This is a genomic window from Clostridium saccharoperbutylacetonicum N1-4(HMT) (assembly GCF_000340885.1).
Classification (GTDB): domain Bacteria; phylum Bacillota; class Clostridia; order Clostridiales; family Clostridiaceae; genus Clostridium; species Clostridium saccharoperbutylacetonicum.
Genome location: NC_020291.1, coordinates 6,031,471 through 6,046,465, shown reverse-complemented (window position 1 = coordinate 6,046,465; position 14,995 = coordinate 6,031,471). Strand labels below are relative to the sequence as shown.

The following is a 14,995-nucleotide window of genomic DNA, read 5'->3' as shown; positions in this document are numbered from 1 at the left end:
TGTATGTCGGAAATAGCAATAAAAGTAGAAAATTTAAGTAAAATATATAAACTGTATGATAAGCCTATGGATAGATTGAAGGAATCTTTAAGCATATCTAAAAAAAAATATGGTAGAGAACATTATGCATTAAAAGATATATCGTTTGAAATTAAACGTGGAGAAACTGTTGGAATACTAGGAACTAATGGATCTGGAAAGTCAACATTATTAAAAATAATAACAGGTGTACTTACACCATCATCTGGTAATATTGAGGTAAATGGTAAAATATCAGCATTATTAGAATTAGGAGCTGGATTTAATCCAGAATATACTGGAATTGAAAATATTTATCTTAATGGAACAATGATGGGGTACACAAGAGAAGAAATGCAGCAGAGGGTACAACCAATAATGGATTTTGCAGATATAGGTGAATTTATAAATCAACCTGTAAAAACATACTCATCAGGTATGTTTGCAAGATTAGCTTTTGCAGTAGCTATAAATGTTGAACCAGAAATTTTAATAGTTGATGAGGCATTATCCGTTGGAGATACTAGATTTCAAACAAAATGTATTGATAAAATGAAGCAACTAAAAGACAACGGGACAACTATTCTTTTTGTTTCGCATGCAACTGAGCAAGTAAAAAGATTTTGTACTAAAGGAATATGGATAAATAAAGGTGAAGTTGTAGAAATTGGAGGATCAAGTGAAATAGTAGATAAGTATGAAGCTTATATGTTACTAGGTGAAAAATTGAATACTGGGATAAGTATGCAAAGTGAAGAGGAGACTAAAAAAGAAGAGTTATCACAAGTTGAAGAAGATAAAATTACAGATATACCAGGAAACGGAATATTAGCAAGAATTACAAGTGTTACTTGTAATTCTTCAAAATTTAAGACTTTTGATAATTTAGAAGTTATTATTGAATATGAAATATATGATGATAGAATTCCAGGATTTTTAATTGGAGTAGCATTATATACACCTAATAGAGACTATATATTTGGGCCAAATACTTATTTAGACAAGATTGTTGTACCTAACAAATATGGAAGACATAAAGTTAAATATATTGTTCCATCTATACCTGTATTGGGTGGTAGTTATAGCATAGATGTAGGTATTTTTAATAATGAAGGTATAGTATGCATTGATTATAAGACTGAAGCTCAAAGAATTTTAGTTACAAATGAATATTTTTCCGAGGGACGATTATTTATAGAACATAAATGGGAGGTGGTTAAGTAATGGTAATTCCTTTTGATCAATATCAAAGGTATAATAACACAAAAAAAATAATTGAATCAGTTAGAAGAAATAAGGTTGTTAAATTTAACATTTTAGAAGTTGGTGCTAATGAACATCAATTACTAGAAAAATTTTTACCAAATGATAATATAACATATTTAGATATAGAGCTACCTGAAAGGTTACTAAATAATCCTAAATATATACTTGGTGATGCAACAGATATGAGTTTTAATGATTCTCAATATGATATTGTTGTAGCATTAGATGTATTCGAACACATTCCAATGGATAGAAGAGAAAAATTTATATGTGAACTAAATAGGGTTAGCAAGAAATGTTTTATTATAGCAGCACCATTTTATTCAGTTGAAGTAGAAGCGGCAGAAAAAAGATTGAATGAACTATTTAAGGTTTTATATGGAACTGAGTATAGATGGTTGAAGGAGCACATTGAAAATGGCTTGCCAGTATTAGAAGATTCTATTATAACTCTTCAGAACATGGATATACCATATTGTATCTATGAACATGGTAATTTGAATGTATGGGAAGACTTAACTAGAATGCATTTTTTATCTGTAATAGATAAAGAATTAGAAAACTATAGGGAATATATAGATGACTACTATAACAAATATATAGAACCATTTGATTATGATTCTAATAGTTATAGAAAATTTATAATAGGATATAAAGATGAAGTAAAGATAGATCAAGAAATATTTAATTTATCTAGAATACCTACGGAAAATTATGAAAAATTAAAAGAGTTAGAGAATGAGTTTAATATTTTGTTTAATAATAAAATGATAAAAAGAGAAAAGCATGATATAGTAACTATATTGAAAAATTTTATTAGTGAGAAAGAATCTCAAATTGTAAAAAACGTGGAAGAAATAATCCATAAAGAAGATGCTCAAGATTACCTACAAATATATAAAAAAACAGAAGAAAGTTACAATGAAGATGAGAGTATTGTAATCTTATTAGGTAAAGAAGAACATATTTATAAGGAAATAGATTTAGATAGGAGTACAAATATAGAGGGCTTTCGAGTGGATGCTAGTAAGAGTCAATGTATTATTAAAATAATATCTTTAAAAGGAATAACATGCCATGGTGAAATTATAGATTTTTCTAAGGACATAGTAACCAATGGGGAAAATATTTTAGAAAGTAATATCTATATGTTTATTTCTGAAGATCCACAGATACTAATACAAAACCAATTCAAGACTAAAGATATACTAAAATTAGTAATAGAAATTGAATATATATCTAAAAGCTTAAAAAGTATAATTTTATTAAAAGAGATATTAAGTGAAAATAGTAAGTTAATAGAATCTCAAAAAGAGGAAGCTGAACGAATTAAAGAGTATTTAGAAAGTACTTTAGAACATGTAAATAAACTTGAGAATATTTGTAGAAGTCTTACGATTAAAGGTAGAATCAAAAGTCTTTTGAGAAAAATTGGCCTAAGAAAGACATCTATTCTATATATGATTATCAGAAACCCTAAACTGATATTCAAAGGAATGTCAGAAATAAAGAGGCATGGATTAAAAGGTTTAAAAGATAAAATTGAAGGTAAGAAATTTACATCAAGTGCTAATTCAGATTATTTAAATCAGCAAATTGAATTTGAAAAACAACTATCATCGGAAAAAGTGCAAAATCAAATTGAAAAGCTTGAAAGTAAACCAATGTTTTCTATAATTATGCCTGTCTACAATGTAGAAAAACAATGGATAGAAAAGGCTATAGAGTCCATTACCAATCAAACATACCCTTATTGGGAATTATGTATAGTGGATGATTGCTCTACAAATCCAGAAACAATAAATTATATTGAATGCATTAAGAATGAAAAAATAAAAGTTAAAAGGTTGCAAGAAAATAGCGGAATATCAAATGCTACAAATAATGCCAAGCAGATGGCTATAGGTGAATATTTAATACTTATGGATAATGATGATGAAATGAGAAAAGAAGCGTTATATCAAGTAGCAGAAGCAATTAATAATCATAATCCAGATGTGCTATATTCAGATGAAGATAAAATTAGCTTAAATGGGGAAAGAAAGTTTCCGTTTATGAAACCAGATTGGTCAAGAGATTTATTATACTCACAAATGTATATTTGTCATTTGCTTGTTATTAAAAAAGAAATCTTCGATAAAGTAGGTGGTTTCAGAGATAAGTTTAATGGAGCTCAGGATTATGATTTAATGTTAAGAATAAGTGAGCTTACAGATAATATTTATCATATTCCAAGAGTTCTTTATTCATGGAGAGAAATACCGAGCTCAACAGCAATGAATCCAAATTCTAAGCCTTATGCACATGTGGCTGGATTAAAGGCACTAGATGAACATTTAAAACGTAGGTATGGTTCAGAAGCTTATTCACAAGAAACAGATATATTATTTGTTTATGATGCTAGATTTAATTTAAAGCAAGAAGAGGTAATGGTATCTATTGTTATACCAACTAAAGATAAATTAGAATTACTTAAGCCTTGTATAGAAAGTATATTAGAAAAAACTAAGTATGCTAATTATGAAATACTAATCTTAAATAATAATTCATCTGAAAATGAAACTTATGAGTGGTTTGGAAAAGTTGAAAAAGATTATAACAATATTAGAGTAATAGATGCGTTTTATGAATTTAATTGGTCTAAGTTGAACAATCACGGGATTAGTGAAGCAAATGGAGATGTATATGTATTTCTTAATAATGATACAACTATTATTAGTCCAGATTGGTTAGAACGTTTAGCTGAAAATGCGATGAGAGAAGATGTTGGAACTGTAGGAGCATTATTATTATATGAAGATGGAACTATTCAACATGCAGGAGTTGTATTAGGTATGGGAGGATGGGCTGATCATGTATTTAAAGGTATGAATCCCATACATTTTGGATCACCGTATATATCTCCAGTCATTAATAGAAATGTTTTAGCATCTACAGGTGCATGTTTAGCAATATCAAAAAATACTATTAATAAAATAGGTGCATTTGATGAGAATTTTATAATTTGCGGAAGTGATGTTGAAATTTCTTTAAGAGCTAGAAAACATGGATTAAATAACTTATATAATGCAAGAGTAAAATTATATCATTTAGAATCTAAATCGAGAGATTCATATATACCAGAAATAGATTTTGAAATGTCTAAGATTCACTATCAGGAGTATTTAGATAATGGAGATCCATATTATAATTCACAGTTAGATCTTTATAGTACATCTCCACGAATAAAAGGATAAGAAGGGAAACAAAATGCTAAGTAAAATAAAAAGAATAGCCAAAAAAAGTAAATTAGTCCAAAAGGTCTGGAAGGATGTTAATGTAAAGGTTTCTTTTAACCCTAATATATGTGAAATTACACCAATAAATGCTAGGAAAAGTGAAGTCAAAGAGAAAAGATTAAATTTATTAGTTCCATCAATTAATCAAGAACATATTTTTGGCGGTATTTCAACAGCACTTAAGTTTTATGAACAGTTAGCGGATGAATTAGGATGTAAGAGAAGAATCATAACTACTGATGCATCACCATCAAGCGAAGATATGAAGAGATTTAATAAATATACATTAGTGAGCTGCAGTGAAGATAGTGGAGTTGATTATCAAGTAGTACCTTTTAATGATAGATATAATAAGACTGTTCCAATTGGCAAGAATGATGTATTTATGTCCACTGCATGGTGGACTGCATATGCAGCACATAATTTAATTAGATGGCAGAGTAATGAATTTAATCAAGAAGTGAAAAAATCAATTTATTTTATACAAGACTTTGAGCCAGGATTTTATGCATGGTCAAGTAATTATGCACTTGCTGACAGTACATATAGAAGTGAGTTGCCTCAAATAGCAGTATTTAATACTAGACTGTTAATGGATTACTTTAAATTAAATGAGTATACATTTCATGAAGAATATTGCTTTGAACCTACACTTAATGAGGAATTAAAAAATAGGCTTTTACAAATTAATGAATTTAATAAGAAAAAGCAAATTCTTATATATGGAAGACCTTCAGTTCAAAGAAATGCATTTGAATTAATAATTGAATCATTGAAAGTATGGGTTTGGCAACAACCAGATGTTCGAGAATGGACAATATATTCAGTTGGAGAGAAACATCCAGATGTGGATTTAGGAAATGGAGTAAAGGTTGAGTCTTTAGGAAAATTGACTTTAGATGGATATTCTAGTTTAATGGCAGAGTCATACGCAGGAATATCACTTATGATATCGCCACATCCAAGTTATCCGCCATTAGAAATGTCTACTTTTGGAATTAAAGTGATTACTAATAATTATGGCAATAAAGACATGAGCTATTTTAATGATAATATTAATTCACTACATCAATTGAGTCCTATATCAATAAGCAATAAACTTTTAGAGATGAATAAAGAATTTCAGGTGAATATTAAAAATAATCCGAGAAATGAAAGCTATATTAATAATAAAGAAATGTTTAGATTTATAAATCACATAAATATATGATAATTAATGTTGCATTTACAATAAAATGAAAACATATAAAATTACAATAAAGTTAGGAGAAAAAAATGAACAAAAAAATACGAAAGTGGATTAGGTCAGATAATATACCATACATCATATTAATGATAGCTTTTATATTTATACATATAAAAATGACTTCTAATTATGGAGATGATGTATACAGTAGAGAGCATTATGCTGATGTATGGGGAAGCATGTTTACATTATATAAAACATGGTCATCACCTTCTCTAGCAACTGTAGTTCAGCTCTATTTAGTAAAGTGGCCTGATTTTATATTTAAAATATGCAATTTATTGGTAATAATATTATCAGCATACTCCATAATTAAAATTACTGAAGATAGAAGTTCAAAATATCAAAAATGGATGGTGATTTTTTTTATAATGTTATATCCATTTATGCAAATGGGTACAGCAGGCTGGATTATTACATCTACTATATATTATTTTCCACTTTCTTTTGGATTATATTCGTTAATATATTTAAAGTATATATATGATGGGAAAGAAATAAATAAATTGCAATACATATCATTTTGGTTTGCATTGGTTATGGGACTTGGAAATTTACAAATGTGTTGTATTATTTTAGGTGCATATACTGTATTAAATATTTTCTTTTTTATCAAAAAAAAGATATTTAAATATTCAATACTTCAAAATGTAACTTCATTAATATTTTTCATATATCATGCAACAGCACCTGGAAATATTAATAGAAGTGGAGCAGAAACTATTACTTGGTTTCCAGATTTTAATATGTTATCTATTACCAATAAAATAAAAATATGTTTTACTGCAACATTGGGAAACTTAATATCAGATTATAATGTATTCTTTTTATGTTTTACCATATTGATTATTTTTGGAGTTTACTGTAAATATAAGGAGATATTGTATAGATGTATTTCACTAATTCCTTTTTTAGCTTCAGTTTTATTTGGATTTGGGAAAAATATTTTTTCGAGTGTTATTCCTAATTTAATTGCATTAATGAATAACGGTCAAAATAATTTTTTACAAATAGATGTATCAAATTTTGAATGTAAAAAAAATTATTTAAGTATTATTTTAGGGGTAATTATAGTAGGAAGTATATTGATTTCAATATATTTGATATTTGAAAACACTCTTAAAATGTTACTAATTGAATTGATATTTTTATTAGGATTTGCATCTAGAATGATAATGAGTTTTTCTCCTACAGTTTATGCCTCAGGAATACGTACATTTATATTTTTATATTTCTCTATACTGGTATGTGCAGTGTTTATATTTAATGATATAAGTGAAAATATATCAGAGGATAAACAAAAAAATATATTGATGTATGGTGGAATTATAGCAGCTATTAATTATTTACAATTATTAATTATTGTCTAAGGAGAAAATTTATGAATAAAAAAGTAAATCAAAAAAGTGTTATATTAATAATTGGCATATTCATAGTAATAGGAATATTATTTTCATTTATTATTTACATGGATTATTATTCAATAAAAAAAATAGATATAAATAATTATGCAAATGATGATGGAGTAAAAGTTACTGTTGATGAAGTTAATAATAATCCTGAAGATAAAATTGTGAGAATAAGAGGATGGGCTATAAAACTAAATCAAGATTTACAGACTGTTGAAACTTATGTTGCACTCAAAAATGTAGAAACTTTAGAAGTATATAAAATCAGTACAATAGAACAAGATAGAAGTGATGTTACAGATTATTTTAAGAATAATTATGATGATACTCATAACTATAATCATAGTGGATTTATTGGGAGAGTAGATAAAAGAGCTTTAAAGAATAACGGTAAATATCAAATTTGCATATTATATTTAAGTGATAAAAATAATGCTTTGGTACCAACTGAAAAATTTGTAACTATAAATTAGTCCAAGTTCAAATTAATTATAGTGTAGTAAAAGTGTACTGGTTTACTAGAGACTTTCAGTGCTAATATAATTAAATTTAAGGAGATTAAGTAAATGAAAATAAGTAAAGTTCGAGAAAAATTTACTGCTTTTTTAAAAGAGTATAAATATGTAATTATTCCATGTTCTATAAGTTTTATAATACTTATGATTTATTGTATTGAAAAAAATAATACGGAGTTTTATGGTGATTCTGGCTACTACTGGAGTTTGTCGGAAAGCTTTTATTCAGACGGTAAATTTAGTTTCACTCAATTCTATCCACAATCCATTAGAGGATATTTTTACCCATTTATATTATTTGTTGTTCGAAAAATAGGAGGAGCTATTTTTCGAAGTCAATATATTGGATTATGGATACTAAGCAGTATGTCATTTTCTATAATACTTACAATTCTTATAAATTTTTTTGTAAAGAAAAATGCTATATCGATAAAAAGATTAATAATATCCAGTGTGGTATTTTCTTTATTTATAGTTTATTTCTACAAAGGTATGTTAATTTATCCATTATCAGATCATATTTCTATAATGTTATTAATAGCATCTATATTTTTTGCAATTGAAAAATTTAAAAATAATACCTTGAATATAATAAAATATCCTTTAGTAGGAATGTTATTATATGGTTGTTATAATACAAGGCCGTCTTATTTAATATCAATTATTATTTTTATCTTAGTATTTATACTATTTAATATTAAAGAAAAATGGAAACTTGTATGTAATATTATATTTATTATTTTAGGAATAATTTTTGTAGCTTGGCCTCAAATGGTAATTAATAATATATATTTAGAAACATATTCTCCACTTATAATTTTTTCTTTAGGAGGAGCTAAAAGCTTAAATTTATTACAATTATATTTAGGGTTAAAATGTAACTCATATAAAACTATGATAGCACCATTATATGATTATCCAGAAATACCTGGTCTTACCTCAATAAATAAAACTGGTGCAGCTATAATTCAAGTGGAAAATATTACACCTGAGACTATATCATATTTAGGTATAATAAAAATAATATTAAAATACCCATTTGAAATGATTGGTATTTATTTTACTCATTTAATAAATATATTATTTGTATTTGATGAAGAGGGTTATGTAAAAGATATGACAAGAAATTTAAGTTTAAACTTTTTCATTAGTTATGTAATTTTATATTTAAATAGTTTGTTTTTATCAGTATATGATGTAAAGGAGAATTCAGCAAGAAATATAAATAATAATATGTTAAGCAGATTAAAAGCTATAGATAAAAAATATATTTACTTTTTATGCCCTAGTATAAGTACAGTATTAATAATATTAGGACAGATAGAATCAAGATATTTTATATATATACATATTATTATGTATTTTATTATAGCGTTTGTTATAGATTATAGCAAAATATGGGGATTATTAAAAAAACATTTTATTAAAATAACATTATCATTTTTTATATTTATGTGTATTTGTTCTTCAATTGTAAGTTACAACTTAGCTTCATATCCTCAGGAGGTAACTTTTGCACTTAATCCATATGCAATAAATACTAGAAATCAAATTAAAGAACAAGAAAAACAAAATGCTACACCATACATACCTAAAGCTGAAGCTAATAATAATGGCTATTGCCCTCCAACCTTTTCATTTATAACTAAAACAGGAGGGGAGGGGAAGATTTCATTTTCTGTTACTTTTGACAAAGATATTACAGCAGCAAATTCACTCAATATTTTCGTAGATGGTGAGTTAAAAGAGTCAATTAATAACATAGAAAAGAAAACTTATGATTTTAGACTTAATGTAGACCAAAATAAAATATGTGGTGTTAAAGTACAATCAACGTATTATTTTAATGATGATTCAAACAGACAAGCAAGCTTTATACTTAATAATATAGATATAAAATAACAAAGGAGTGGGATCGATGAAAATAATGCCAAATAGACTTGATAGGGGCTTTCAACAATATCAAAAAGAATTTGAAGACAAGGCACTAGAAGTATTACGTTCAGGTTGGTATGTGCTTGGGAAAGAAGTTTCTTTTTTTGAACAGGAATTTGCTAGATATACGGGCGCAAAACATTGTGTAGGATTGGGAAATGGCCTTGATGCACTGTGGATTGCTTTTAGAGTACTTGGTATAGGCAACGGTGATGAAGTTATTGTTCAGGGCAATACATACATAGCAAGTGTTATGGGAATTACAATTAATGGTGCTACTCCAGTATTTGTAGAGCCTAATATGTATAATGACATCGATGTTGATAAAATAGAAGAAAAAATTACTAATAAGACAAAAGCTATTTTAGTAGTACATTTATATGGTCAATGTTCTGAAATGTCCAAAATTATGGGAATTGCTAAGAAACATAATTTGCGTGTAGTTGAAGATTGTGCTCAATCTCATGGAGCAATGGAAAATGGGAAACAATGTGGAACGTTTGGAGATATAGGTTGTTTTAGCTTTTATCCATCTAAAAATTTAGGAGCATTTGGAGATGCTGGTGCAATTACTACAAATGATAATGATTTAGCTCAAAAAGTTAGAGTGTTTAGAAATTACGGTAGTGAAAAGCGTTATTATAATATGGTTGTAGGAACTAATTCGAGACTTGATGAAATGCAGGCGGGATTTTTAAGAGTTAGATTACCACATTTAGATGAAGTTACTAAGGAACGTCATGAAATTTGTAAAAGATATATAAGTGAACTTAAAAATGAAAATATAGAATTACCAAAAGTTTGTGATGGTGCCACAACAGTTTGGCATCAATTTGTTATAAGAGTAAAGAATAGACAATCACTGATCGACTATTTAAATGAAAGAGAAATTGGTACAATTGTTCATTATCCAATACCACCACATTTAGCAGAGGCGTATGAATACTTAAATTTATCAAAAGGAAGTTTACCTATAACTGAAAGATATTCTAATGAAGTATTATCGCTACCATTATATAATGGTATGACTAAAGAAGAGCTAGATTATGTAATAAATGCAATAAATGATTGGGAAGGTAAATAATAGTTCATAATATATTATTAAAAAAATTTTATTATATAAAATCAAATGGTTTAATTACACTTAGTTAAATATAAAAAATCATACTATGTGGAATATTGTTTTGGAGGAAAAAATATGAATAATTCGATAATATCCAAAAATTGCGTAATAGGAAAAAATGTTACTATAAAAGATGGTAGCATAATAGGTGAAAATGTAATAATAGAAGAAGATGTATACATTGATTATGGATGTATTATAAAGGATAATGTTCATATAAAAAGAGGAACTTTTGTCGGAGCAAGATGTATTTTAGGAGAATATCTTGTAGATTTTTTTGATGATATGAAAAATAAAAATCATCCACTTATAATTGGACAAAATTCACTTATCCGTAGTGAAACTATTATTTATGGAGAAAATATAATTGGAGACAATTTTCAAACAGGGCATAGAGTTACAATAAGAGAGAAGTCTGACATTGGAAATAATGTAAGAATTGGTACATTGTCTGATATTCAAGGACATTGTAAGATTGGAAATTATATAAATATTCATAGTAATGTACATATTGGCCAAAAAAGCATTATAAAAGATTACGTTTGGATTTTTCCTTATGTAGTATTAACTAATGATCCAACTCCACCATCTGAACAACTTCTTGGAGTAACAGTTGAATCGTTTGCTGTTATTGCCACTATGAGTGTTATATTGCCGGGGGTACACATATATGAAGATGCACTAGTTGCTGCAGGAGCAACTGTTAATAAAGATGTACCTAAAGAAGTTGTAGTGGCTGGAAGTCCAGCTAAGCCTATTTGCAAAGTATCAGATATAAAGAATAAAATATCCGGAGAAAAAGTATATCCATGGAGATATACTTTTGATAGAGGAATGCCATGGAATAACGTAGGATATGAACAATGGGCAAAAAATAATCCTTATATGTAAATTAATAAGTATTTAGTTTTTTATAATAATAGTTAAGAATATTTTTATGAAGGGGATTATGACAATGGATAGAAATAAGATGATAGAGTTTAAACAAAATGGTGATGATAGAGGAAAACTTGTAGTAGTAGAAGGAATGAAAGATATTCCTTTTGACATTAAGAGAATATTTTATATTTATGGTTCTGATACTACAGTTGTTCGTGGTCAACATGCAAATAGGAGAAGTGAATTCGTGTTAATTAATGTATGTGGATCATCTAAAGTTAGAGTAAGGGATGGGAAAAAAGATGAAGTTTTTGTATTAGATAAGCCTCATACGGGAATATATCTTCCTAAAATGTTATGGAAAGATATGTATGATTTCTCAGAAGATAGTATTCTTTTGTGTTTGGCAAGCGAAGCTTATGATAGTTCAGAATATATAAGAGATTTTGATGAATACATAAAGGAAGTAAATAAAAATGGATAAATTATCTATAATAATTCCAGTATATTATAATGAACTTAATCTAAATCCATTATATAAAGATTTACAAGAAAAAGTATTGTGTAAACTTGATGAATATGAAATAGTAATGGTTGATGATGGGTCTGGTGATGCTTCTTGGGAAGTGATGAGAAAATTATCTGAAATTGATAAGAATATTAAATTAATTAAGTTATCAAGAAATTTTGGATCACATTCTGCTATGTTAGCAGGATATTTGAATTGTTCGGGAGAATGTGCTGTGGTTAAAGCAGCAGATTTACAGGAACCATCAGAATTAATTCTTGATATGTTTGAAAACTGGAAAAAAGGCAATAGAGTAGTTTTAGCAGTACGCTCTGATAGAGAAGAAAGTTTTTCTCAAAAAATTTTTTCTAATATGTATTATTGGATAATTAGAAAATTTGTAATTAAAACTATGCCTAAAGGAGGGTTTGATTGCTTCTTAATAGACAGAAAAGTAATTGAAGTTTTAAGATTATTAGATGAGAAGAATTCAGCTATTACTTTACAAATTTTATGGGCAGGTTTTAAAACTGATAAGATTTATTATGTAAGAAAAGCAAGAGAAATTGGTAAATCACGATGGACATTATCTAAGAAAATAAAGCTTGTTATAGACTCAATGATGGGATTCTCATATTTTCCAATTAAATTTATTTCTGGTGTAGGTGCAATTATTTTTATAGGAACATTTATATATGCTATGTATCTATTAATTTCAAGTTTGATATTTGGAATATCTGTGCCAGGTTTTGCAACACTTGCTATATTAGTTTTAATTGCATTTGGAACAATCATGTTGACACTTGGTATCTTGGGAGAATATATATGGCGAGGATTTGATGCAGCTAGAAATAGACCCCCTTATATAATTGAAGAGGTATCTGATATAAGAATTGAGGTTAATGAATTAAAGATTAAGAATGAAGCAGAAAAAATGGAATCTACAAAATTATAAATATTATTAAAGATTTTGATGAGGGGAGTTATAACTATGAAAGTAGTATTACTTGCAGGCGGATTTGGAACAAGAATTAGTGAAGAAAGTCACTTAAGGCCAAAGCCAATGATTGAAATTGGAGGAATGCCAATTTTGTGGCATATTATGAAGACATATTCATATTATGGATATACTGATTTTGTGATTTGTTGTGGATACAAGGCTCATATGATTAAAGAATATTTCGCAGATTATTATTTACATAGAAGTGATGTAACATTTGACTTTAGTGAAAATAATAAGATGATTGTACATAATAATTTTTCAGAACCATGGAAGGTAACTTTAGTTGATACAGGTCTGAATACTATGACTGGTGGACGAATAAAGAGAATACAAAAATACATTGGTAATGAGCCATTTATGCTTACCTATGGAGATGGGGTTAGCGATGTTAATATTACAGAACTTGTTAAGTTCCATGAATCCCATGGAAAGATAGCAACTATGACAGCAATTAATGTTGGTCAAAGATTTGGTGTTCTTGATATTGATGAAGAGAATGGAATTAATTCTTTTAGAGAAAAAAGCGATGATGACGGAAATATGATTAATGGAGGATTTATGGTGCTTAATCCTGAAATTTTTGAATACATTGAAGGCGATAGTACAGTATTTGAAAAAACTCCATTGGAAGTTGTTGCAAAAATGGGAGAACTTATGGCTTATAAGCATGAAGGATTCTGGAAATGCATGGACACTCAAAGAGATAAACATCAACTTGAAGAGTTATGGGAAAGTGGGGAAGCACCTTGGAAAAGATGGTAGTTGATTTGAATTTTTATAAAGGGAAAAAGGTTTTGGTTACAGGTCATACTGGATTTAAAGGATCTTGGCTTTGTAAGATCCTTGTGCAAGCTGGAGCAGTAGTTACAGGATATTCATTGATACCACCTACTAATCCTAATTTATTTGAAATTTCATGTGTTGGAAAAGAAATAAATTCAACAATAGGTGATATAAGAGATTTAGATAAACTAATGAAAGTTTTTAATGAAAATAAACCAGAAATAGTTTTTCATCTTGCAGCACAACCTATTGTACGTGATAGCTATAAAGATCCAGTATATACATATGAAACAAATGTAATGGGAACTGTTAATATACTTGAGTGTGTTAGACAGAATTCATGCGTAAAATCATTTTTAAATGTAACAACAGATAAAGTTTATAAAAATAACGAATGGGAATGGGGATATCGTGAAAATGAACCATTAGATGGTTTTGATCCTTACTCAAATAGTAAGTCTTGTTCAGAACTTGTTACCCATAGTTATAAGAATTCATTTTTTGCTGATGGACAAGTGGCTATTTCTACAGCAAGAGCAGGTAATGTAATAGGTGGAGGAGATTTTGCTCAAGATAGAATTGTTCCAGATTGTATAAGAGCAGCTGAAAAGAAGGAAACTATACTAGTAAGAAATCCGCATTCAACCAGACCATATCAACATGTTCTTGAACCGTTAAGTGCATATCTTATGATTGCTCAAAAGCAATATGAGGACATAAAATATGCTGATTATTATAACGTTGGACCAGACGAATTAGATTGCATAACAACAGGTATTTTAGTAGATGTTTTTTGCAAAAAATGGGGGCAAAATATGGATTGGGAAGATAAATTTATGGGAGGACCTCATGAAGCTAATTTTTTAAAATTAGATTGTTCTAAAATTAAATCCGTATTTGGATGGAAACCTAGATGGAATATAGATACTGCAATTGAAAAAACAGTTGAATGGGCAAAATGTTATTTTGAACAGAAGGATATTAATGAATGCATGAATAAACAAATTATAGAATTTTTCAAAGGAGAATAAG

At 27.8% G+C, this 14,995-nt stretch carries 12 protein-coding genes; all 12 read left to right on the top strand.

Features of this window, described 5'->3' with window-relative positions:
* The first annotated feature begins 3 nt into the window (after window positions 1-3).
* Window positions 4-1,242: an ABC transporter ATP-binding protein gene (locus CSPA_RS26390; protein ID WP_015395477.1), complete on the top strand. Its 1,239-nt coding sequence runs from the start codon at window positions 4-6 to the stop codon at window positions 1,240-1,242.
* Window positions 1,242-4,520 carry a glycosyltransferase gene (locus CSPA_RS26385; protein WP_015395476.1) on the top strand — a complete coding sequence of 1,093 codons (3,279 nt, stop codon included), beginning with the start codon at window positions 1,242-1,244 and terminating at the stop codon, window positions 4,518-4,520. The genes CSPA_RS26390 and CSPA_RS26385 overlap by 1 nt, the downstream gene beginning before the upstream one ends.
* A gap of 13 nt (window positions 4,521-4,533) precedes the next feature.
* The gene (locus CSPA_RS26380) at window positions 4,534-5,772 is read left to right on the top strand and encodes a rhamnosyltransferase WsaF family glycosyltransferase (RefSeq protein WP_015395475.1); all 1,239 of its coding nucleotides are present in this window, start codon (window positions 4,534-4,536) and stop codon (window positions 5,770-5,772) included.
* A gap of 65 nt (window positions 5,773-5,837) precedes the next feature.
* Entirely contained in the window at window positions 5,838-7,178 is a 1,341-nt protein-coding gene (locus CSPA_RS26375) for a DUF6056 family protein (protein WP_015395474.1), read from the top strand.
* A gap of 11 nt (window positions 7,179-7,189) precedes the next feature.
* Window positions 7,190-7,690 (top strand): hypothetical protein, encoded by a 501-nt coding sequence (locus CSPA_RS26370; protein ID WP_015395473.1) that lies wholly within the window; start codon window positions 7,190-7,192, stop codon window positions 7,688-7,690.
* A 93-nt stretch (window positions 7,691-7,783) separates the two neighbouring features.
* Window positions 7,784-9,634, top strand: coding sequence for a hypothetical protein (locus CSPA_RS26365; RefSeq protein WP_015395472.1), 1,851 nt, complete (start codon window positions 7,784-7,786; stop codon window positions 9,632-9,634).
* A gap of 16 nt (window positions 9,635-9,650) precedes the next feature.
* Window positions 9,651-10,751 (top strand): DegT/DnrJ/EryC1/StrS family aminotransferase, encoded by a 1,101-nt coding sequence (locus CSPA_RS26360; protein WP_015395471.1) that lies wholly within the window; start codon window positions 9,651-9,653, stop codon window positions 10,749-10,751.
* 114 nt (window positions 10,752-10,865) lie between these two features.
* Window positions 10,866-11,681, top strand: a complete 816-nt coding sequence (locus CSPA_RS26355; protein ID WP_015395470.1) for an acyltransferase — start codon at window positions 10,866-10,868, stop codon at window positions 11,679-11,681.
* 64 nt (window positions 11,682-11,745) lie between these two features.
* Window positions 11,746-12,153 carry a sugar 3,4-ketoisomerase gene (locus CSPA_RS26350; RefSeq protein WP_017810331.1) on the top strand — a complete coding sequence of 136 codons (408 nt, stop codon included), beginning with the start codon at window positions 11,746-11,748 and terminating at the stop codon, window positions 12,151-12,153.
* Window positions 12,146-13,132 carry a glycosyltransferase family 2 protein gene (locus CSPA_RS26345; protein ID WP_015395468.1) on the top strand — a complete coding sequence of 329 codons (987 nt, stop codon included), beginning with the start codon at window positions 12,146-12,148 and terminating at the stop codon, window positions 13,130-13,132. The genes CSPA_RS26350 and CSPA_RS26345 overlap by 8 nt, the downstream gene beginning before the upstream one ends.
* A gap of 36 nt (window positions 13,133-13,168) precedes the next feature.
* Window positions 13,169-13,942 (top strand): glucose-1-phosphate cytidylyltransferase, encoded by a 774-nt coding sequence (gene rfbF / locus CSPA_RS26340; RefSeq protein ID WP_015395467.1) that lies wholly within the window; start codon window positions 13,169-13,171, stop codon window positions 13,940-13,942.
* A complete protein-coding gene (gene rfbG / locus CSPA_RS26335; protein ID WP_015395466.1) occupies window positions 13,936-14,994 on the top strand; it encodes a CDP-glucose 4,6-dehydratase in 1,059 nt (352 codons plus the stop codon). Before rfbF ends, rfbG begins: the two co-directional genes overlap by 7 nt.
* Window position 14,995 lies beyond the last annotated feature (1 nt).

What these genes read in the sequence shown, in the direction of transcription:
- CSPA_RS26390 (WP_015395477.1), top strand. Translation starts at nt 4, where the DNA reads ATGTCGGAAATAGCAATAAAAGTAGAAAATTTAAGTAAAATATATAAA.
- CSPA_RS26385 (WP_015395476.1), top strand. Translation starts at nt 1,242, where the DNA reads ATGGTAATTCCTTTTGATCAATATCAAAGGTATAATAACACAAAAAAA.
- CSPA_RS26380 (WP_015395475.1), top strand. Translation starts at nt 4,534, where the DNA reads ATGCTAAGTAAAATAAAAAGAATAGCCAAAAAAAGTAAATTAGTCCAA.
- CSPA_RS26375 (WP_015395474.1), top strand. Translation starts at nt 5,838, where the DNA reads ATGAACAAAAAAATACGAAAGTGGATTAGGTCAGATAATATACCATAC.
- CSPA_RS26370 (WP_015395473.1), top strand. Translation starts at nt 7,190, where the DNA reads ATGAATAAAAAAGTAAATCAAAAAAGTGTTATATTAATAATTGGCATA.
- CSPA_RS26365 (WP_015395472.1), top strand. Translation starts at nt 7,784, where the DNA reads ATGAAAATAAGTAAAGTTCGAGAAAAATTTACTGCTTTTTTAAAAGAG.
- CSPA_RS26360 (WP_015395471.1), top strand. Translation starts at nt 9,651, where the DNA reads ATGAAAATAATGCCAAATAGACTTGATAGGGGCTTTCAACAATATCAA.
- CSPA_RS26355 (WP_015395470.1), top strand. Translation starts at nt 10,866, where the DNA reads ATGAATAATTCGATAATATCCAAAAATTGCGTAATAGGAAAAAATGTT.
- CSPA_RS26350 (WP_017810331.1), top strand. Translation starts at nt 11,746, where the DNA reads ATGGATAGAAATAAGATGATAGAGTTTAAACAAAATGGTGATGATAGA.
- CSPA_RS26345 (WP_015395468.1), top strand. Translation starts at nt 12,146, where the DNA reads ATGGATAAATTATCTATAATAATTCCAGTATATTATAATGAACTTAAT.
- rfbF (WP_015395467.1), top strand. Translation starts at nt 13,169, where the DNA reads ATGAAAGTAGTATTACTTGCAGGCGGATTTGGAACAAGAATTAGTGAA.
- rfbG (WP_015395466.1), top strand. Translation starts at nt 13,936, where the DNA reads ATGGTAGTTGATTTGAATTTTTATAAAGGGAAAAAGGTTTTGGTTACA.